Source organism: Litorilinea aerophila (assembly GCF_006569185.2).
GTDB lineage: Bacteria > Chloroflexota > Anaerolineae > Caldilineales > Caldilineaceae > Litorilinea > Litorilinea aerophila.
Genome location: NZ_VIGC02000006.1, coordinates 100,007 through 120,334, shown reverse-complemented (window position 1 = coordinate 120,334; position 20,328 = coordinate 100,007). Strand labels below are relative to the sequence as shown.

The 20,328-nt window shown below is 63.3% G+C and carries 15 protein-coding genes; 8 read left to right on the top strand and 7 right to left on the bottom strand.

Going from position 1 to position 20,328, the window contains the following annotated elements; genetic code table 11:
* Positions 1 to 83: 83 nt before the first annotated feature.
* From FKZ61_RS05935 to cls, 3 genes are all read left to right on the top strand, one after another.
* Entirely contained in the window at positions 84 to 1,562 is a 1,479-nt protein-coding gene (locus FKZ61_RS05935) for a sulfatase (protein WP_141609158.1), read from the top strand.
* A 193-nt stretch (positions 1,563 to 1,755) separates the two neighbouring features.
* On the top strand, positions 1,756 to 2,604 hold the full coding sequence (locus FKZ61_RS05930; RefSeq protein ID WP_170199329.1) for a metallophosphoesterase: 849 nt from the start codon (positions 1,756 to 1,758) through the stop codon (positions 2,602 to 2,604).
* Positions 2,591 to 4,066: a cardiolipin synthase gene (gene cls / locus FKZ61_RS05925; protein ID WP_141609156.1), complete on the top strand. Its 1,476-nt coding sequence runs from the start codon at positions 2,591 to 2,593 to the stop codon at positions 4,064 to 4,066. The genes FKZ61_RS05930 and cls overlap by 14 nt, the downstream gene beginning before the upstream one ends.
* A 116-nt stretch (positions 4,067 to 4,182) precedes the next feature.
* Here cls and FKZ61_RS05920 read toward each other — a convergent pair whose 3' ends face one another.
* Complete coding sequence (locus tag FKZ61_RS05920) at positions 4,183 to 5,136, bottom strand: SDR family oxidoreductase (protein WP_141609155.1); 954 nt, start codon at positions 5,134 to 5,136, stop codon at positions 4,183 to 4,185.
* Positions 5,137 to 5,219: 83 nt separating this feature from the next.
* Positions 5,220 to 6,311, bottom strand: a complete 1,092-nt coding sequence (locus FKZ61_RS05915) for a YHYH protein (protein ID WP_229964164.1) — start codon at positions 6,309 to 6,311, stop codon at positions 5,220 to 5,222.
* Positions 6,312 to 6,707: 396 nt separating this feature from the next.
* On the opposite strand from FKZ61_RS05915, the gene FKZ61_RS05910 reads away from it, so the two are divergent.
* The gene (locus FKZ61_RS05910; protein WP_141609154.1) at positions 6,708 to 7,967 is read left to right on the top strand and encodes a sensor histidine kinase; all 1,260 of its coding nucleotides are present in this window, start codon (positions 6,708 to 6,710) and stop codon (positions 7,965 to 7,967) included.
* On the top strand, positions 7,964 to 8,596 hold the full coding sequence (locus FKZ61_RS05905) for a response regulator (RefSeq protein ID WP_141609153.1): 633 nt from the start codon (positions 7,964 to 7,966) through the stop codon (positions 8,594 to 8,596). The genes FKZ61_RS05910 and FKZ61_RS05905 overlap by 4 nt, the downstream gene beginning before the upstream one ends.
* A 118-nt stretch (positions 8,597 to 8,714) precedes the next feature.
* Here FKZ61_RS05905 and FKZ61_RS05900 read toward each other — a convergent pair whose 3' ends face one another.
* The 5 genes from FKZ61_RS05900 to FKZ61_RS05880 all read right to left on the bottom strand — a co-directional run bounded on the left by FKZ61_RS05900 (position 8,715) and on the right by FKZ61_RS05880 (position 15,225).
* The gene (locus tag FKZ61_RS05900; protein ID WP_170199327.1) at positions 8,715 to 9,788 is read right to left on the bottom strand and encodes a D-ribose ABC transporter substrate-binding protein; all 1,074 of its coding nucleotides are present in this window, start codon (positions 9,786 to 9,788) and stop codon (positions 8,715 to 8,717) included.
* 165 nt (positions 9,789 to 9,953) lie between these two features.
* Positions 9,954 to 11,117: an ABC transporter permease gene (locus FKZ61_RS05895; protein ID WP_141609152.1), complete on the bottom strand. Its 1,164-nt coding sequence runs from the start codon at positions 11,115 to 11,117 to the stop codon at positions 9,954 to 9,956.
* Complete coding sequence (locus FKZ61_RS05890; RefSeq protein WP_141609244.1) at positions 11,086 to 12,711, bottom strand: sugar ABC transporter ATP-binding protein; 1,626 nt, start codon at positions 12,709 to 12,711, stop codon at positions 11,086 to 11,088. Before FKZ61_RS05890 ends, FKZ61_RS05895 begins: the two co-directional genes overlap by 32 nt.
* Positions 12,711 to 13,439, bottom strand: coding sequence for a DUF2291 family protein (locus FKZ61_RS05885; RefSeq protein ID WP_229964163.1), 729 nt, complete (start codon positions 13,437 to 13,439; stop codon positions 12,711 to 12,713). Before FKZ61_RS05885 ends, FKZ61_RS05890 begins: the two co-directional genes overlap by 1 nt.
* A gap of 589 nt (positions 13,440 to 14,028) precedes the next feature.
* Positions 14,029 to 15,225, bottom strand: coding sequence for a multidrug effflux MFS transporter (locus FKZ61_RS05880; protein ID WP_141609150.1), 1,197 nt, complete (start codon positions 15,223 to 15,225; stop codon positions 14,029 to 14,031).
* Positions 15,226 to 15,384: 159 nt separating this feature from the next.
* Between FKZ61_RS05880 and FKZ61_RS05875 the strand changes: the two genes are divergently transcribed.
* The 3 genes from FKZ61_RS05875 (at position 15,385) to FKZ61_RS05865 (ending at position 20,269) form a co-directional block, all read left to right on the top strand.
* Entirely contained in the window at positions 15,385 to 16,167 is a 783-nt protein-coding gene (locus FKZ61_RS05875; RefSeq protein WP_141609149.1) for a copper homeostasis protein CutC, read from the top strand.
* Between the two features lie 201 nt (positions 16,168 to 16,368).
* Positions 16,369 to 18,426, top strand: coding sequence for an NAD(+) synthase (locus tag FKZ61_RS05870; protein ID WP_141609148.1), 2,058 nt, complete (start codon positions 16,369 to 16,371; stop codon positions 18,424 to 18,426).
* Between the two features lie 22 nt (positions 18,427 to 18,448).
* On the top strand, positions 18,449 to 20,269 hold the full coding sequence (locus FKZ61_RS05865; protein WP_141609147.1) for a heparinase II/III family protein: 1,821 nt from the start codon (positions 18,449 to 18,451) through the stop codon (positions 20,267 to 20,269).
* Positions 20,270 to 20,328: the final 59 nt, after the last annotated feature.

Below are 20,328 nucleotides of genomic sequence, written 5' to 3'. Positions count from 1 at the left end.
GCATGGGAGGCCCCATCCCCTGCCCGCCCCCCATCGCCCAGCCCGAAATCCCAACCCGCAGAACCCCGACGAGGAGTCTTGCCATGAAAGCCATCCTGGTGATGTTCGACACCCTGAACCGCCGCATGCTGCCTCCCTACGGCTGTGACTGGGTGCATGCGCCCAACTTTGCCCGCCTGGCCGAACGGACCGTCACCTTCGACAACTGCTACGTGGGCAGTATGCCCTGCATGCCGGCCCGACGGGAACTCCACACCGGCCGCTACAACTTCCTCCACCGGAGTTGGGGCCCCCTGGAGCCCTTCGACGACTCCATGCCCGAGATCCTGGATCGCCACGGCGTCTACACCCACCTCTCCACCGACCACCAGCACTACTTCGAGGACGGCGGCGCCACCTACCACCAGCGTTACACCACCTGGAACTTCGAGCGGGGCCAGGAAGGCGACCACTGGATCGGCCAGGTTCGGGATCCGGAGATCCCGCCCGTGGTGGCAGACCGGAGGCATGGCGGGGAGACCCGCTTCAAAAGCACCTGGCGACAGGATTGGATCAACCGGGCCTTCATGCGCCGGGAAGAGGATCAGCCCCAGCCCCGCACCTTCGCCAACGGCCTGGACTTCATCCGCCGCAACCACCAGGAGGACAACTGGTTCCTCCAGATCGAAACCTTCGACCCCCACGAGCCCTTCTTCACCCAGCAACAGTACAAAGACCTCTACCCCCACGAGTACCACGGCCGCCACTTCGACTGGCCCCCCTATCGCCAGGTCCAGGAGACGCCTGAAGAAGTGGCCCACCTCCGCTATGAGTACGCTGCGCTGGTGAGCATGTGCGACACCTACCTGGGCAAGGTGCTGGACCTGATGGACGAGCTCAACCTGTGGGACGACACCATGCTCATCGTCTGCACCGACCACGGCTTCCTGCTGGGGGAACACGACTGGTGGGCCAAGGTGGTACAGCCCTTCTACCAGGAGGTGGCCCACACGCCCCTCTTCATCTGGGATCCCCGCAGCCGGCGGCGCAACGTGCGCTGCGGGCACCTGGTGCAGATGATCGACCTGCCGGCCACCCTGCTGGAATTCTTCGGCGTGGAACGCCCGCCCGACATGCAGGGCATCCCCCTGCGGGAGACCCTGGCCCACGACGCGCCCACCCGGGAGGCCGTGCTCTTCGGCATCCACGGCGGCCACGTCAACGTCACCGACGGCCGCTACGTCTACATGCGGGCCTGTGCCCGGCCAGACAACACGCCGCTGTACGAATACACCCTCATGCCCACCCACATGCGGGCGCGTTTCAGCGTGGAGGAGCTGCAGGAGATCGAGATCGCACCGCCCTTTTCCTTCACCAAAGGCTGCCCGGTGATGAAGATCCCGGCGCGCACCCCGCGCAACCCCTTCCCCTTCGGCACCATGCTCTTCGACCTCCAGGAGGATCCCGGACAGACGGAACCCATCCAGGACCCGGCGGTGGAGGAGCGCATGATCCAGCACCTGGTGCGACTGATGCAAGAGAACGACGCGCCGGCCGAGCAGTTTGCCCGCCTGGGCCTGTAACGCCGACCCTGCCCGCGTCCAGGGAGGGGGCTCCCGCCCTTGGGCGCGGGCAGATCAGGACCAAACAGCCTGTGGCCGGGTGTGCATTTTGGCCCGTTCAAGGGTATACTTGGGGGCCGGGTCCGCGTCCGGCGTGCCAGCCCACGGGGCATGGCGCCCGGCGCAACGAACGTTAGGCCATCGAGGAGCCCCATTGAGACACATCTACCGACTGTTTGAACGAACCAGCCGTTTTCTCTTTCGCCATTTCGGCCAGATCGCCATCGGTAAACAGTTGACCGTGGAGCAGATCCGGCTGTCCATCCCGGGGCTGCATCCGGCCCTGGACGGATTCAAGATCGTCCAGCTGAGCGACTTCCACCTCTACCCCTTCACCCAGGTCTCCTTCATTCGCGAGGCGGTGGCCCGGGCCAACGAGCTGCGCCCGGACCTCACGGTGCTGACCGGGGACTACGTCTCCCACATCGCCGAGGCCATCTTCGAGCTGGCGCCGGCCCTGGCCGGGCTGAACGCCCGCCTGGGCGTCTTCAGCGTCCTGGGCAACCACGACATCTCCACCAACCGCTCCGTGGTGGAACAGGGGCTGAGCCAGGTGGATCTGGCCCCCCTCCACAACCGCAGCCACCTCTTCCAGGTGGGGCAGGGGCAGCTGGCCCTGGCCGGCGTGGATGACGGCTGGATGGGCCGGCCGGACCTGCGGGCTGCGCTGGCGTCGGTGCCGGAGGGGGTGCCAGTGGTGCTGCTGGCCCACGAGCCCGACCTGGCCGACCAATTCACCCGCCATCCCCAGGTGGCAGTGCAGCTCTCCGGCCACACCCACGGCGGCCAGATCCGCGTGCCCCGCCGCCGGCCCTGGTTTCTGCCCCACCTGGGCCGCAAGTATGACTATGGCCTGTATCGGGTGAACCAGAGCTGGCTCTACACCAACCGGGGCTTGGGCTTCGGCTCCGCGCCCATCCGCATCAACTGCCCGCCCGAGATCACCGAGATCATCCTCATCCGCGACGACCAACCGCCTCAAGCGCAGAATGGAAGACATTAGCGGCTCTTTGCTCCCATCCCTGGGCACCGTGGCGGCGGCCGCGATCACCCTCTACACCCTGAGCGTGATCGTGTTCATCATCTCCGAGAACCGCAGCCCCCAATCCACCTTTGCCTGGATGTTGCTGCTCCTGATCTTTCCCGTGGGCGGCGTGCTCATCTACTTCCTCTTTGGGCGGAGCTGGCGGGCCTTTAGCCGGGAAAAGCAGTTCGTCTACCAGGATCTGGGGCGGGAGCTGACCCAGGGGCTGGGTCCCATCATCGCCCGCCAGGAAGAGCGCATCCGCGAGGTGCAGCAGAAGCTGGGGAACCAGTACGTCAAGCTGTTGGAGCTGGTCTACAACAACTCCTTCTCCGCCCTGACCGTCCACAACGACGCAGAGATCCTGCAGGATGCCCGGGAGAAGTACCCCCGGCTGCTGGAGGACATCCGCCAGGCCCGCCACTCCATCCACCTGGAGTATTACATCTGGCAGACCGACCCTTTCACCATCCAGCTGAAGGATTTGCTGATTGAAAAGGCCCGCTCCGGCGTGGAGGTGCGCCTGCTCTACGACGCGGTGGGCTCTTTTCGGACCTTGAAGCGCTGGTACAAAAAGGAACTCCAGGCCGGCGGCGTCCAGGTGCATCCCTACTCGCCGGTGTTGCGCCTGCACACCATCGGCTACCGCAACCACCGCAAGATTGCGGTCATCGACGGGAAGATCGGCTACACAGGGGGGTTGAACATCGGCCAGGAGCACCTGGATGGCAGCGCGGGCTTCAAGTCCTGGCGGGACACCCACCTGCGCCTCACCGGGGAGGCGGCCCGGGTACTCCAGGGGCTCTTCGTCACCCACTGGTACTACGCCACCAAGGAAAAATTGACCCACCCCAGCTACTTTCCGCCCCTGGAAGAGCCCTACCGCTACCTGCCCATCCAGATCATCACCTCCGGGCCGGATTCCCAGTGGGCAGCCATTCGGCAGCTCTACTTCCTCATGATTGTGGCCGCCCAGGACCACATCTACCTGCAGTCGCCCTTCTTCATCCTGGATGCCAGCATCGCCGAGGCGCTGAAGGCCGTGGCCCTGGCCGGCGTGGACGTCAAGGTGATGCTCGCGCCCCGGGGCGTGGAGCGCAGCCAGATCCCCTACTGGGCCGCCAACACCTACATCCGGGAGATGGTGCGGGCGGGGGTACGGGTCTTCTTCTACGAAGATGGCTACTTCCACGCCAAAACCATGAGCATCGACTCCACCGTCTGCACCATCGGCACGGCCAACATGGACATCCGCAGCTTCGGCATCAACTATGAGATCAACGCGGTGATCTATGACCGGCAGATGGCCGCTGAGCTGGAGGCCGACTTTCGCCGGGATCTGACCCACTGTCGGGAGTTCAACCTGCGGGAATATGAGGAAGGGCCGTTCCTGCTGCGCTTCCGGGATTCGGTGGCCCGGCTCTTTTCGCCCCTGCTGTAGAGACTAGAGACGCACGGCCGTGCGTCTCTACAGCCTATGCGTGCCGTCGTCGCAGGGCCACGGCCGCGAACAGCACGGCCAGTCCGAATCCAGAAGCTTTGGCCTGGGGCCGTTGTTCACGCCGGCAGCCCCCAACGGAAACCCGTCTTCTCTTCAGAGATCTCCCAGAGCTTGGTCGCCGCCTCCCGGTCCAGGACGATTGCATCTAACGAGCACTCACCGACAGGGCCGACTGTCTCACCTCGCCTGGTTGGACCGTAAAGCGCCTCCTGTTTCAGTCCCTCTTCCGTTGCGCACATGACTTCGGGCCAGGCGCCCCTTTCGGCGGGCTGTGCGATTATCCGAGAGAGAATGGCCCACAGGATTTTGTTAAAGCGGCCGGCATTGCTGTCTATCAGACTCGTTCTGGATGCGCCGGGATGGCAGACAAACACCTGGACCTGCTTGCCCGCAGCCCGGACGCGCCGCTGGAGTTCGTAGGCGAACATCATCTGCGCCAGCTTGCTCTGGGCGTAGGCGTTCCAGGCGGAGTAGTTCTTTTCAAAATTGAGGTCCTCGAACTGGATTCGCCTCAGCCCCATTTTGTACGCGTTGCTGCCGACGACAACGATGCGCCCCTGTGACGCTTCGATCCGCGGGAAAAGCAATCCGCAGAGCAGGAAATGGCCGAAGTGGTTCACGCCGAGCTGGCTTTCAAAGCCATCCACGGTGAACCGAAGTTCAGGCACCTGGGCAATGGCAGCGTTGCAGATCAGCGCGTCGATCCGGGGAACCTGCTCGAGCACCTCGGCGGCTGCCTTCCGGACCGAATCCAGGGACGCGAGGTCCATCTGGATGAAGGACACATCGGCATCCGGGCCAAATTCCTCCTTCAGCCGCGCGATGGTAGTGGCCGACTTCTCAGGATTGCGGTTCAACATCACCACTTGGGCGCCTTTGGACAGGAATATCCGTGCCGCCTCAAGTCCCGTACCGCTGGTAGCGCCGGTGATGACATAGGTTTTGCCTGTCAGAGAGCCCAGGCGTTCAGGTGTCCAGCCGTTTGGCCCAAATCTGTTGTTGTTGGTCATTGCTCAACTCCTTGATTCTCATTTGCTCACGTAGAACGACTCGAAAATAGGGGGCCTTGCCGCCCAACCAGGTGCTGCCCTGTTCAGGGCTGGCCGACAGGCGGCTGACCGTTGGCCGGAGGAGCGCCGGCGAGGATGCCCAGGGCGTCCAGCAGGGTTTCTTCGCTGACGCCCAGGGCCTGGGCCGCGGCCGCAAAGTCCGGCGGGCCTTGCTGCGGATCGCCCAAGGCCGCGCGCAGGGCGTCTTCCGTCACGCCCAGCTTCTCGGCTGCGGCGGCCAGGTCGATCTGCGGCGGCCGGCCACCCTGGCCAGGACCACCGGCAGGGCCACCGGTATCGCCTGTGGAGGCGTCCACCACGCCTTTGTAACAATCCACGGAGTACGGCGCCTCGTCCTCGGTCAGGTGATAGTGGTAGATGCCCTCGGGAAACTCGGGCGTGGCGCCGAAGTGACCGCTGCACGCGTCCAGGTCCGCGTTGGTCATGGGCACGCCATCCTCGCCTTGGGGTCCGTAGACCGGGAAGCCGTCCCGCAGCACGCCGAGCATGTGGGAATGTTCGCCCGCCACGTCTATTTCTGCCGTGATGCACTTGGGCACGCCGTGGTAGTGGTAGTTGGAGCCGTCCGCCAGGGGATGGCCGTTGCACTCGTCCACAAACGAGGCGTGGTCATGGCCCGTCTCGTCGAAGGTGAAGGTGATGTTGTCGTCCAGGGCCACCACCGAGCGCTCCATGTTCTCGTAGTCGTTGAAGAGCCGCGCGCCGCTGAGGATGTAGCCAATGGTCCCTAGGCTGGTCTGCGTCACCGTCTCCGCGTAGGTGGGGTGCAGGGTCAGGGTGACATCGATGGGACTCTCCTGCAGGTACTCGGTGGTGGTGACCACGTTGAAGTCGTCCAGGGTCTTGTTGCTAAAGGGCTGGTTGGCCGGGTTCTTGGGAATGAGGAACTTTTCGGGCAGGTCGTGGTTGGGCAGCCCATTGGATTGGTAGCGGAACGTGTCCTCGCCCAGGGTGATGGTCACGTTTTCCGCCCATTGTACGGCCTGGATGCCGGCAGTGGTGTCGAAGGTCGCCGACGCCGAAGAGGCCGAGATTGTGCTCGCGGTGTCTCCCGCGGGAGTGAGGGTGGCTGCTTCCTGGTCAGGGAGGAGCGTACCCTCCTGGTCCGTTGTCACGGGCCCTGCGCCGACGTTCGGGTCGCTCATAGGGACCATGGTGGTGTTGCTACATGCGGCCAAGACAACTACCAGGGCCAGAATCGCCCCGAGCAGGGTTGTTTTCTTCAATGTTTTCTCCAACATGGGTGTAACTCCTGAATCGTTTTGAGAAAATCCACAGTTATCAAAGATGCTCGACTGTCGCAGTTGCGGCCGGAAAGCATCTGCGCCCGTCACCAGGGCTGTCCACAGGATACAGCCTTCCAGGGCCGGTGACGAGTGCCCAGGATCATGCTTCCTCCATCCCGGCCGTGCAATCTGCAGGCCCGGCCATGACAAATATCATGGGTGCAGGGAGGCCAACATGATGATATGCAGACGGCAAGCAAGCCCGGTCTGTGCTAAGATGGAGCCATGAACACCTACGACCACGATCTCGACGACCCCCGCTCGCTCTTTCGTATTGCGGGCTGGATGTGGCTGATCTACCTGGTCCTGCTCCTGACTACAGATCTGATCCTGTCTGCAGCACCCCAGGCCTTGGGACGCTACTACCTGGTCAACGGCCTGGTGGCATGCATGTTTCTGGCCTGTGCCCATTGGTCGGGGCTTCAACGCCGGTTGCAGCGCCTCTACACGCCCCTCATGCTGGTGCTGATCGCGGCTGCGCCGATGGTGGCCAACCGGTTCTGGGTAGGCCCCTTACCCCCAGGCCCCATGTCCAATGTGGAGGGCCTGACCTTGCGCCTCTTGCCCGTGCTCTTCATCGGTCTGGCGATCACCGCCTGGCACTATCCCGAGTTTGTGGTGGCCTTTTATGCCGTGGCCACAGCCCTGTTGGAGATCGGGCTCCAATGGATGCTGCCTTCAGGCAACTCCGGCACCATGTATGTGGTCACCTTTGTGGCTGTGGTGCGCTCGGTCAGCTTTCTGGCAGTGGGCCATTTCATCAGCACCTTGATCCGGCATTTGCAGGAACAGCGCGAGCGGCTGACCCAGGCCAACGCCCGTCTGGTGGACTACGCCAACACCCTGGAACAGCTCACCCTGAGCCGAGAACGCAATCGCATGGCCCGGGAGCTGCACGATACCCTGGCCCACACCCTGAGCGCCCTGAGCGTACAGCTCGAGACGGTAAAGGCCTATTGGCATGTGGATTCCGCAGCCGCCCAGGAGATGCTGGACCAATCCATCCGCGCCACCCGGTCCGGCCTGCAGGAGACCCGCCGGGCCCTCAAGGCCTTGCGGGCCAGCCCCTTGGACGACCTGGGGTTGTCCGGCGCGCTGCGCCAGATAGCCACGGAGACCGCCGCGCGCGCCAACCTGCATCTGGAGCTGTCCCTGCCCGAACACCTGCCCATCCTGCCGGCGGCGGTGGAGCAGTGCATCTACCGGGTAGCCCAGGAAGCCATCGCCAATGTGGCCCATCACGCCCAGGCCCGCACCCTGCGCCTGCGGCTTCGGTGCAACCACGACATCGTGCTGGAAGTGGAGGACGACGGCCGGGGGTTCGACCCCCAACAGGTGGCCTCCGGCAATCACTTCGGCCTGGCGGGCATGCGGGAACGGGCGGAGCTGGTGGGGGGCACGCTCCAGATTGCCGGCCAACCGGGGCAGGGAACCACCGTGCGGCTCATCCTCAAGGATTGGAGACAGAAAGGATCGAAAGCATGAAGGTGCTGATCTGCGACGACCAGGCCCTGATCCGCGACGGGTTGGAGATGCTGTTGCGGCTGGAAAGGGACATCCAGGTGGTGGGAAAGGCGGAGGACGGCGCGGAGGCCGTGGAGCTGGCCGGGCAGCTCCGGCCCGACCTGGTGCTGATGGATCTGAAGATGCCGGGCATGAACGGCATCGAGGCGACGCGCCAGATCCGCGCCCGCTATCCCGCCGTCAAGGTGCTGGTGCTCACCACCTACGACGATGACGAGTGGGTCTTCGACGCGATCCGGGCCGGCGCGTCGGGCTACTTGCTCAAGGACACCCCCCGGGAGAAGGTGGTGGAGGCCATCCGGGGGACGGTGGAAGGGAAATCCTTTGTCGATCCAGCGGTGGCGGGCCGGTTGATGCAACAGGTGGCCGGCCGACAGGAAGCGCCTGCATCACAGCTTCTGGAGGAGCTGAGCGAGCGGGAAGTGGAGGTGCTACGGCTGATCGCTCGGGGGCTGAACAACGCCGAGATCGCAGCCCAACTTCACCTTTCCGAAGGAACCGTACGTAACCACGTCAGCGCCATCCTGGCCAAGCTGAATGTGCCCGACCGCACCAACGCGGCCATCCTGGCAATTCAGTCGGGATTGTAGGGCAGACCCCAAACAGGCTTCAAATTCTGGACCAAAAAGCGACATCCACAACCGGTGCTGGTTGTGGATGTCGCCTGTCATTTCAGCGAGCCGGTGCAGTCTGGGATCACAGTCGCCCTTACTGGGCTGTACAGTCCTCCACAGGATTGGGCACAGGGGCGAAAAGCTTGTAGTTGCAGGCATTCTTGGGAGTAATCAGCACCATGTCGATAGACTGCTTCTCAGGCTTGCCGGTGCTGCCCGTCTTGAGGTATTGGTCTGCCTGGATGACCGCCTGGGTTGCCATCTCGGCCACCGGCTGCAGGGCCGTGGCATCCAGTTCACCGGCCATGATGGATTGGATGGCATCGTCGCTGCCGTCGAAGCCAACCACGATCACATCATCCCGCCCGGCAGCCAGCAGAGCCGCTTGTGCCCCCAGGGCCATGGTGTCATTGCCGGAGATAACCCCTTTGATGTCGGGGTGCGCCTGGAGGATGTTCTCCATCACCCCAAAGGCTTCATCCTGGCTCCAGTTGGCCGTCTGCTGGGCTACCATCTCCATATCCGGGAACTCGTCCAACACGTCGTGGTAACCCTGGGAGCGGATGTGGGCATTGGTATCGGTGTCGCGCCCGGTCAGCTCGGCATATTTGCCCTCTTCGCCCATCAGCTCGGCAAAGTACTCGGCGACGAGTGTGGCCCCCTGGTAGTTGTTGGAGACAATTTGCGCAACAGCGACACCTTCCTGGGTGATCTCCCGGTCCACCAGGAAACTGGGGATGCCAGCATCCTTGGCCCGCTGAACGGCGGCCACGGTGGCGTCCGCGCCGGCATTGTCCAGGATGATGGCGGCAGCGCCGCGCGCAATGCAGGTTTCGATGAGTTCAAGCTGCTTGTTGGCGTCGTCATCGTGAACCAGCTTGAGGGTTTCATAGCCCAGTTCTTCGGCTTTGGCCGCGGCAATATCCTGCATGGCCCCAAAGAAGGGATTTTCCACCGGCGGAACAATGATACACATCAGATTGGACGTTGCTGCCGGTGCCGCTTCTTCCTGGCTTGCCGGCGCAGCTTCTTCTTGAGCGGGGGCAGCTTCTTGTTGGGCCGGCGCTGCGCCCCCTTCCTGGGTCGGGGCCATTTGGCCGCTACAGGCCGCCAGCAAGGCCAGCAACGCTACGGCGAGAACCAAAACAAGCCAACGCTGAATCCGCATGACATCCTCCTATGCAATGGTGGTTGAATCTCCGAGTGGATTGACTTTCCGCATGGATTGAATCGCAAAAATGGGACCTTTCTTTAGTAGGGGCTCTTTCACTCCTTTCTGATAGCTGAGTCCTGGATCGGTAAGCAGAAAATGGTGGATAGCTGACGAAAATACTCAGGAGGCATCCGCCAGTTGCTGCTGTTTTTGTAAGGCTACGCGCTCCTGCATGCGGGCCTGAAATTGATCGATGATGACGGCCAGTACGATCACCGAGCCGGTAATCACCTGCTGCCAGAAGGATGAAATCCCCACCATCACCATGCCCGCATTCAAAGCACCGATGACAAAAGCGCCGATAATGGTGCCACCGATGGTACCCCGGCCTCCCATGAGCGATGTGCCGCCCAACACCACCACGGCGATGGCGTTCAGTTCGAAAAAGACGCCGGTAGCTGGATGGGCGGCCACCAGCCTGGACGCGATGATCAGGCCGACCATGGCAGCGCAGAAGCCAGAGATCATATAGACGATGACTTTGATCCGCTTCACCCGTACACCCGAAAGTTGGGCGGCTCGTTCATTGCCACCGATGGCATACACCTGTCGCCCAAAGGGGGTTTTGGTGGCCACAAAAGCGGCAATCAGCGCAAAGACGATCATAATCCAGACTTCATAGGGGATCGCCAGGAAACGGAGTGCGGTGGTCACAAAGTTGGGCATATCCGAAAGCTGCTGTATCCAACCCTGGACCATAGCCCGGGGCAAGAATGTGCCCGATCCCAGTATGGGAAAGCCCTGGTTGCCGAATTCTGGCCGACCTACCAGATTGGGGTAGGTATCCCCACCAGAGCGGAGCAGCGCCAGCCCCCGGGCGATGTACAGTGTCCCCAGGGTGGCAATGAATGGGGGGACGTTAAATCGGGTGATGATCAGTCCGTTGAGGGCGCCCACCAGAGCGCCCACGGTCAGGGTGATGAGGATCACCATCCACACGTTGAAGTAGACGATAACGCCAAACATGGGCAGGATCAGCCCCTCGTTGATCAGCCCGCCGGCAATCATCGCCGCCAGCCCGGCCACAGATCCCACTGACAGATCGATGCCGCCGGTGAGAATCACGAACGTCATGCCGATACCCAGGATAGCGTTAATCGCCACCTGCTTCGCCACGATGATGATGTTGTCTGCTGTCATGAAGGTGGGAGACAGAAACGAAAACGTCGTCACCACCAGGATCAAGGCAATGAACGCCCGTGCCCGCAACAGAAATTCTTGCAGGCTGAGGCTGGCAAATCTGCCAGTTTTTTTAGGCGTGGCTATCGAGCTGACGTGATCCATTGGTTCGTGCCTCCAATTCTTTTTCTTTCATGCCATGTCCCACGGCCGAAGCAGCAACCAGCCCTTCCTCCGTGGCTGTTTCTCTGCTGAATTCGCCGGTGATGCGCCCTTTGGACATCACCAAAATACGATCGGACATTCCCAATATCTCTTTCAATTCCGATGAAACCAGGATGATGCCTAACCCCTGGGCTGCCAGACGGCTGATAATGTCAAACATTTCGGCCTTCGCGCCGACATCGATGCCCCGGGTAGGCTCATCCAGCAACAACACCTTGGGCGTGGTCAACAATCCTTTGGCCACGATCACCTTTTGTTGGTTTCCGCCGCTGAGCGATGTAATGATCTGACCGGGATCCGCCACCTTGAGCAACAGCTCCCGGATCATGGTGTTGACGGCATGCTCCTCTTTTTTACGCGAGAGGAAGAAGGCGGATACGTATCGCTTCAGGCTGGCCAGGAGCATGTTATCGGCCACGGACATGGTCTGCACCAGGCCTTCGCGCTGGCGATCTTCAGGGATCAATATCAGGCCCAGGCCGATACGGTCTGCCACCGTATTCTTTTTGATCTCCTGCCCGCCCAGCCAATAGCGGCCACTGGCCTCCGGGTGCAGGCCCATCAGGCATTCCAACAGCTCAGAACGGCCGGCGCCCATCAGGCCATAAATACCTAAAATTTCACCTCGCCGCAGGGAAAAGGAGACGTGGTCCAGGGTGTAGCCGCCCCCCACCCGGGGCAGGGTCACATCTTCCACCCGCAGGATTTCATCCCCGACCTGTCGGCTGTGCAGGTGGAACTGCGCGGCCCGTTTACCAATCATCTGCTCGACGATCCAGGCCATATCCACCTCTTTGATGGGGCGCTCCGCCCGTACCCGGCCATCCCGCAGCACGGTCACATAGTCACCAATGCGCAGGAGTTCGTCCATTTTGTGGGAAATGTAGACGATAGAGACCCCGTGGGCCTTGAGGTCGTTGATGACCCCAAATAGAATCTCCACTTCAGCTGTACTCAGGGCCGAAGTGGGTTCATCCATGATCAGGATGCGCCGCTCCTGGGCCAGGGCCCTGGCAATTTCCACAATCTGCTGCTGGCCAATCCGCAGGTTGCCCACAATGTCATCCGGATCGATCCGCTGCTGTAACCCCTCGATCAGCCGGCGCGCCCGTTCCCGCTGGGTGGCCTCGTCGATCAGCAGGCCATTTTTCTTGATCTCCCGCCCCATGAAAATATTTTCAGCCACACTCAGATTGGGAAAGAGGCTCAACTCCTGGTGAATAATGCCAATCCCATGCCGCTCGGCGTCCGCAACCGAGTTAATCTGGATTTCCCGGCCATCCAGTAACAGACGCCCCTCGGTGGCCTGTTCCACGCCGGCGATGATTTTCATCAACGTGGACTTGCCCGCGCCATTTTCGCCCACCAACACGTTCACCTTGCCCCGGTAAACGTTGAAATTCACCTTGTCGAGGGCGACAGTGCCAGGAAAGAGCTTGGTGATATTTTCGGCACGCAAGATGACATCGTCCTGGGCGGGCTGGGCTTCTGGCAAGTGCGCTTCTTGGACCTGCTCCCGGATGCCTTCAGTCATCATGCCCCCTCGACTTCCAGTTGAATCGGCACGATAAAGATCTCGCTGACGTCGATATCGCCGGGTATGTTTTGGGTGCGGATGGTGAACGCGCCATAAAAGGTAACGTGCTTTCCCATCAGGGTTTCCCTGTCCAGCCCGCCGAGCACATCCCGAATGATCCGGCTGTTCAGCTCCCTGGCCACCTTGCCGAACTCGGTCTGATCCCGAAAATCCCCAAACTGGATAAAACCAACAGCATCGCGGACCGACGTCTCGTCGCTGGGGAGGCGAGGGCCGATCAGGATTTTCACCTTCAGGGGGCCCTCATAGCCCTGGAGAGCCACTTCCATCATCCCCCGGCTGGACTCTGTATCCACCGCCGTAACCACGCCCTGACCTTTGACCATAAACACATGGGCCTGGCCCTCAGTGGTGAGCCCATACTGGGAGGCCACCTGCTGCAGGTTTTCTTTGGTTGCCTGCCCATTGGCATTGACCTCGATGGCCGACAACACCGTGGAAAGGTCCGCACTTCGCTCTAGAATAGTCGAAACAACCTCTGGCCACCTGGATTCCACGAACGAATTCGCATCAAAAGCCTCACCCTCTGCAATCCGGGTGGCTTCGGCAAAGGTCACCACGGTGTAGGGCCGGCAGGCTGAGAAGGCCACAACGCTCCACAAGAAGCCCACCAGGCAAAAAAGGCGAGTGGCCACGCCTGTCTTCGAGCTCTGTATGTTAGACATCACACCGATCTCCCTATTGTTATCGTTGTGCGTGTGGACATGTGGATGTGGTGGCGAATGCCATCGAAATAGCAGCCTCCTGGCGCATCTCATGTGCCAGAAGAACCTGGGCCTGGCATTCCTGCTCAGGGACTCAAGCCGGCCACAAGAACAGGACAGTGCAACCGCCTATCCCGTTGGCTACAAGCCGATAGTCGATCCGCCTGAACGAGTTATCCTCCAAAGAGGATCTCATGCTATTTGTCTGGAACAGGTGATAGATTCAAAGGCAGGGCAGATTCCAAAAGGCTGGCAATGGGGATACCGCGCAGCACGCACCAATTGCCTCGCACAAATTTTACCGGCGAAATGGATGCCACCCCAGCCGGTTGAAGTTCAGACACTGAGGAGAGTTCCGCATTCGAGGGACGGCCCTGCCAGGCGGATCTCCAAATTCAGCCCCTGGAATCTGCATAAAAAATTATGCATGAATATGTATTCATACGCATGATACAACAAGAAAACGATTCCGTCAAGGGGGGAAATTGGCCAAATGGGAGGGAAGAGAACTTTATATACCGGCCAGTAGAAACGTCCCGGCTGCGCGCTTCTACTCGATCCAGCGCACCACCACCAGGGAGAGCGCCGCCAGCACCCCCAACCCCAGCACCAGAGGCAACACCGTGCCGTTATAGCTCTGGCCGATGAAGGTCCCCAGGACGGCAGAGAGCAGGGTGGAGAGGGCGCCCACCACCGCCGCGCCGATGCCGGCGATGTGGCCCAGGGGCTCCATGGCCAGGGCGTTCATGTTGCCGAACAAAATCCCAATGCAAAAAAAGGAGAGCATCAGGTAGGCCAGGAAGAGAGGCAGGGGCAGCCAGCCATCCTGGAGGAAGGCCAGGGCCAGCGCGAGGCCAGCCAGAATCACAATGGCCAACAGGGAGACGTTCACCAGCAGGCGCATGCCATAGCGCATCACCAGCCGGGCGTTCAGGAAAGAGGCCAGCCCCACGGCAGAGGCCACCACGGCGAAGATGAGGGGGAAAAGCTCCCCCAGGGCATATTGCTCCTGGAAGATCTGCTGGGCCGAGTTCAGATAGCCGATGAAGGCGCCACTCACCAGGCCCGACGTCACCGTGTACCCCAGAGCCACCCGGTTGCGCACCACCTCCCGGATCGCAGCCCCGATGCGCCGCACGGTGAAGGCGGCCCGCCGCTCCTGGGGCAGGGTCTCCGGCTGGCGCAGGGCCAGCCAGACCAGCAGGATCAGGCTGAGCAGAATAAAGAGGGCAAAGATGCTTCGCCAGCCAGCGAAGAGGAGGACGGCCTGCCCCAGGGTAGGCGCAATCATGGGCACGAAGATGAAGACCGTCATCACAAAGGACATGACCCGGGCCATGGCCCGGCCCGAATATTGATCCCGCACCAGGGCCAGGGTCACGGCCCGGGAGGAAGAGGCGCCGATCCCCTGGAGCAGACGCCCCACCAGCAAGACGGAAAAGCCTGGCGCCAGCAGGGCCATCAGGGCGCCTACCATGTACAGGCCAAAGCCGGCGTAGAGGGCCGGCTTCCGACCCACGCTGTCGGAAAGGGGGCCAAAGAAAAGCTGCCCCACCCCCAGGCCCAGAAAGATCACCGAGACCACCAGCTGGCGGTCGTTGGGATTCGATACCTGAAAATCCCCGGCGATGTGGGGCAGGGCGGGCAGCATGGCGTCGATGGACAGGGCGGTCAGGGCCATCATCATGGAGACGAGGGCCACGAACTCAGCAAAGGAGGGCCTGGTGAGGGTACGGGTCTGGATCATGATCACACCGGATAAGGATCAATTGGGTGAAATGGACGATAACAAAGATAACAGATGAAAATTGTAGAGCATGAAGGCCGGTTTTAAAATTGTGCGGAGCGCTGAAATCCCATCTCCATCCGGGCCGCCCGTCGAGCGGCCAGCAGGAAAGGAACAGCCATGTCCCAGCAGCAAGGAGCCCGGCCTGGCCCCGTCCAGGTGGAAGTCTGTGTGGAATCGGTCGAAAGTGCGCTGGCCGCGCAGGCGGGCGGCGCCCATCGGGTGGAGCTGTGCGCCAACCTCTTCGAAGGCGGCACCACCCCCAGCGCCGGCATGATCCGGCTCACCCGGGCCCAGATCCAGATCGGCCTCTTCGTCATGATCCGCCCCCGCGGGGGCGACTTCTGCTACACGCCCCTGGAGTTCGAGGTCATGCGCCAGGACATCGCCCTGGCCAAAGAGCTGGGCGCGGACGGCATCGTCCTGGGCATCCTCCACCCCGACGGCACCATCGATGAAGACCGCACTGCCGCCCTGATGGAAGAAGCCGCCCCCCTCCCGGTCACCTTCCACCGGGCCTTCGACCTCACGCCGGACGCCTCCGCAGCCCTGGAGACCCTGATCCGCCTGGGTGTGCCCCGGGTGCTCACCTCCGGCCAGGAGAGCAGCGCGCTGGAGGGGAGCGAACTCCTGGCCCAACTGGTGCAACAGGCCGCCGGCCGCATCGGCATCATGGCCGGCGGCGGCATCACCGAGCGCAACGTCCGCCGTATCGTCAGCCTGACCGGCGTGCAGGAGATCCACCTGAGTGGTCGCAGCGCCGTGGCCGCGCCAGTCCAGGTGACCAACAGCCGCGTCCACATGGGCGGCGCCCTGCACCCGCCGGAGACCATCCGGCTGGTCACCGACCGGGCCCGCATCCAGGCATGCGTGGCGCAACTGACCGACCCCGCCACCCCGTAAGGGCAGGGTAAGTGCAGGCGCCTCGCCCCCGCTGTTTCGCCAGGAATCCCCGCCAGGCGTATAATGGATGAAGGCCGGTGATCGACCGGCCCGGACGGCTGTACCGAAAGCCAGGCCTTCAGGAGGTTGCAGCCAACACTCCCCGGATGCCTGCCGTTCGGCCGTCCCCGTGGACCCAAACCGCACCCGAATGTGACCGCCATGACCCATCCGTTTGACTCCATCTATTCCCACGGCTTCATCCGGGCGGCCGTCTGCATCCCCCATGTGCGGGTGGCCGACCCGGCCTTCAACGTGGAACGCACCATCGCCCTGGCCCGCCGGGCTTCCGAGCAGCAGGCCGCGGTGGCCCTCTTCCCAGAGCTAGGCCTCTCCGCCTACTCCAACGACGACCTGTTCCACCAGGACGCGCTGCTGGACGCCAGCCGCAGCGCCCTGATCCAGCTCATCGACGCCAGCCGGGATCTGACGCCGGTGCTGCTGGTGGGCGCGCCCCTGCGCTTCGAGAACAAACTCTTCAACTGCGCGGTGGTCGTCTACCGGGGACAGGTGTTGGGTATCGTGCCCAAGACCTACATCCCCAACTACCGGGAATTCTACGAGAAGCGCCAGTTCGCCTCGGCCCGGGATGCCGTGGCCCGGGAAGTCCCCTTCCTGGACACCACTGTGCCCTTCGGCAACGACCTGATCTTCGAGGCCACCAACGTGGCCGGGTTCGCCCTCCACGCGGAAATCTGCGAGGACGTCTGGACGCCCATCCCGCCCAGTACCTACGCCGCCCTGGCCGGCGCCACAGTGCTGGCCAACCTCTCGGCCAGCAACATCACCGTGGGCAAGGCCGATTACCGCCGGGACCTGTGCGCCTCCCAGTCCGGCAAGTGCATCGCCGCCTACCTCTACTCCGCAGCCGGGCCCGGGGAATCCACCACGGACCTGGCCTGGGATGGCCACGCGCTCATCTACGAGAACAACACCCTGCTGGCCGAATCCCAGCGCTTCGCCGCGGACGAGCAGGTGATCACCGCGGACATCGACCTGGAGCGGCTGATCCAGGACCGCATGCGCATGACCAGCTTCCAGGATAGCGTGGCCGACCACCGGGAACGCCTCCGCACCCTGCGCCGGGTCCCCTTTCACTTCCAGGTGCCCGCGGGCCCGGTACCCCTGCAGCGGACCATCTACCGCTTCCCCTACGTACCCAGCGATCCCACCAGCCTGGACGAGCGCTGCTACGAGGTCTACAACATCCAGGTCCACGGCCTGATGAAGCGGCTCCAGGCCACCGGCATCCAAAAGGTGGTCATCGGCGTCTCCGGCGGACTGGATTCCACCCAGGCCCTGATCGTGGCGGCCCGCACCATGGACCGGCTGGGCTTGCCCCGGGAGAACATCCTGGCCTACACCATGCCCGGCTTCGCCACCAGCCGCACCACCCGCAACAACGCCCACGCCCTCATGAAAGCCCTGGGCGTCAGCGCCCATGAGATCGACATCCGCCCTTCCGCGCTGCAGATGCTGCGGGACATCGGCCACCCCTTCGCCAACGAGGAGGAAGTCTACGACGTCACCTTCGAGAACGTCCAGGCCGGCGAGCGCACCTCCCACCTCTTCCGGCTGGCCAACTTCCACGGTGGGCTGGTCCTGGGCACGGGCGACCTGAGCGAGCTGGCCCTGGGCTGGGCCACCTACGGCGTGGGCGACCACATGTCCCACTACAACGTCAACGCCTCCGTCCCCAAGACCCTGATTCAGTACCTGATCCGCTGGGTAGCCAACACCCACCAGTTCGGCGAAGAGGCCAGCCGCATCCTCCATGCCATCCTGGAGACCGAGATTTCGCCCGAGCTCATCCCCCACCGCAACGGCGACCAGGAGCGGCCGGCCCAGAGCACCGAGGCCAAAATCGGCCCCTACGAGCTGCAGGACTTCAACCTCTACTACATCACCCGCTTCGGCTTCCGGCCCAGCAAGGTCGCCTACCTGGCCTACCACGCCTGGCGGGACAAAAACCAGGGGCCCTGGCCGGACCTGCTCCCCCTGGATAAACGCCACGAATACGACCTGGCCACCATCAAAAAGTGGCTGGAGGTCTTCCTCTATCGCTTCTTCCAGATCAGCCAGTTCAAGCGCTCCGCCCTGCCCAACGGTCCCAAGGTCGGCTCGGGCGGTTCCCTCTCGCCCCGGGGCGACTGGCGCGCGCCCAGCGATTCCGAGTCCGTGGTCTGGCTGGAGGAACTGCGCCGCAACGTACCTGCCTGACCCAACACCCAGGAGGAACCAAATGCTGACCCGCTACAACGCCATCGATATCGAGGATGCGCTTCGGGCCGCGACGCCGCCGCCCCCCTTCCCCCCTGTCCGGGACCGGGCCGCCTGGTCGGCCATCCGCCGGCAACTGGGCGAAGAGGAGGTCCAGGCCATCCTGCGCCAGGCCGAAGAAGACGCCCGCACGCCCATCCCCGCCCTCCCCGCCAGCCTCTACCTGGAGTTCAAACGGGAAGGCCGACGGGAGGGCTATCAGCAGCCCCGCTCCCAACGCCGGGAGCTGCTGCGCAACCTGGCCCTGGCCGAGTGCCTGGCAGGGGAAGGCCGCTTCCTGGATCCCATCCTGGACCTGGCCTGGGCCATCTGCGAGGAGAGTAGCTGGGCGCTGCCGGCCCACCAGGTGGAGCTGGCCGACATGCAGCGGCCCGTCATCGACCTGGGGGCCGCCATGACCGCGCTGGAGCTGGCTGAGTTGGATCTGCTCCTGGGCGACCAGCTGGACCCCCGCCTGGGCAAGCGCATCCGGGATGAGGTAGATCGCCGCTGCCTCACCCCCTACCTGACCCGCCACGACTTCTGGTGGCTCCACAACTCCAACCGGCGCAGCGTCAACAACTGGACCGCCGTCTGCAACGGGGGCGTGGCCGGCGCGGCCCTCTACCTGGAGCCCGACCCGGCCCGGCTGGCCGAAATCCTGGCCCGGGCTGCCCGCTCCCTGGATGACTACCTGGACACCTTCGATCCCGACGGCGGCTCCAGCGAAGGACCCGGCTACTGGGACTACGGCTTCGGCTACTACACGGTGCTGGCCCACCTGGTGGAGCAGCGTACCGAAGGCCGCATCGATTTCTTGCGGGGCGAGCGGATGCGCCAGATCGCCAGCTACCCCATGCGCACCGTCCTCAGCCGGGGCGCCTACGTCAACTTCTCCGACTGCCGGAGCAACATCACCTACTCCCGGGCCCACCTGGCCTTCCTGGCCCAACGACTGGAGCTGCCGGAGCTGGCCTCCCTGGCCTGGGAGCAGCCCAGCCAACACCGCCGGGCCAACCTCACCTGGGGCCTGCGCTCCCTCTTCTGGCAGCCGCCGGCGGACGTGCCGCACGCGTTTACGCCCAGCCGCCACGACTGGTTCAGCGGCATGATGTGGATGATCGCCCGCTACGACCCGGCCGATCCCCAGGCCCTGGTCCTGGCGGCCAAGGGCGGCCACAACCAGGAGATGCACAACCAGAACGATGTGGGCAACATCATCGTCCACGTGGGGGGTGAATCGGTCATCGCGGACATCGGCCAGGGGCGCTACACCCGGGCCTACTTCGGCCCGGAACGCTACGAGCATCTGGTCAACTCCTCCCTGGGCCACTCGGTGCCGGTGGTCAACGGCCAGCTCCAGGCCCCAGGCCGCCAGCACGCGGCCCAACTCCTGGAGCACGTGGCGTCCGACCGGCAGGACACCCTGGCCCTGGAGCTCAAGGACGCCTACCCGGAGGCCGCGGGCCTGGCCTCCCTGCGCCGGCGGGTCACCCTGCACCGGGAGGCGCCCCGAGGCTGGGTGGAGCTGGAGGACGCGGTGGAGTTCGCCGAAGCGCCGGGCGACTTCGAAACCGCGCTCACCACCTTCGGGCGGGTGGAGCTGGGGGAAGATGCCCTCATCCTCTACGGCCTGCGGGGCAAGCTGCGGGTCGCCTTCGACGCCAACCTGGTGACGGCCCGCATGGACCTGTTCGAGGGGGTGGAACTCTCCACCGGCCCGGCGGACGTGCGCCGGGTGGCCTTTGCCCTCAAGGAGCCCGCCTACGCCGCCACCATCCGGCTGGAAATCGTCCCCATCTGAGCGGCCCATGGCTCTGCAAGCGCCTGCCGGCCCGCTACCCGGGCACTTCTCCCAGGACA

Excerpts from the sequence above, each read along its gene's own strand:
- FKZ61_RS05910 (WP_141609154.1), top strand. The coding sequence starts at position 6,708 with ATGAACACCTACGACCACGATCTCGACGACCCCCGCTCGCTCTTTCGT.
- FKZ61_RS05885 (WP_229964163.1), bottom strand. The coding sequence starts at position 13,439 with ATGTCTAACATACAGAGCTCGAAGACAGGCGTGGCCACTCGCCTTTTT.
- FKZ61_RS05870 (WP_141609148.1), top strand. The coding sequence starts at position 16,369 with ATGACCCATCCGTTTGACTCCATCTATTCCCACGGCTTCATCCGGGCG.
- FKZ61_RS05935 (WP_141609158.1), top strand. The coding sequence starts at position 84 with ATGAAAGCCATCCTGGTGATGTTCGACACCCTGAACCGCCGCATGCTG.
- FKZ61_RS05890 (WP_141609244.1), bottom strand. The coding sequence starts at position 12,711 with ATGACTGAAGGCATCCGGGAGCAGGTCCAAGAAGCGCACTTGCCAGAA.
- FKZ61_RS05895 (WP_141609152.1), bottom strand. The coding sequence starts at position 11,117 with ATGGATCACGTCAGCTCGATAGCCACGCCTAAAAAAACTGGCAGATTT.
- FKZ61_RS05905 (WP_141609153.1), top strand. The coding sequence starts at position 7,964 with ATGAAGGTGCTGATCTGCGACGACCAGGCCCTGATCCGCGACGGGTTG.
- FKZ61_RS05865 (WP_141609147.1), top strand. The coding sequence starts at position 18,449 with ATGCTGACCCGCTACAACGCCATCGATATCGAGGATGCGCTTCGGGCC.
- FKZ61_RS05880 (WP_141609150.1), bottom strand. The coding sequence starts at position 15,225 with ATGATCCAGACCCGTACCCTCACCAGGCCCTCCTTTGCTGAGTTCGTG.
- FKZ61_RS05920 (WP_141609155.1), bottom strand. The coding sequence starts at position 5,136 with ATGACCAACAACAACAGATTTGGGCCAAACGGCTGGACACCTGAACGC.
- cls (WP_141609156.1), top strand. The coding sequence starts at position 2,591 with ATGGAAGACATTAGCGGCTCTTTGCTCCCATCCCTGGGCACCGTGGCG.
- FKZ61_RS05875 (WP_141609149.1), top strand. The coding sequence starts at position 15,385 with ATGTCCCAGCAGCAAGGAGCCCGGCCTGGCCCCGTCCAGGTGGAAGTC.
- FKZ61_RS05900 (WP_170199327.1), bottom strand. The coding sequence starts at position 9,788 with ATGCGGATTCAGCGTTGGCTTGTTTTGGTTCTCGCCGTAGCGTTGCTG.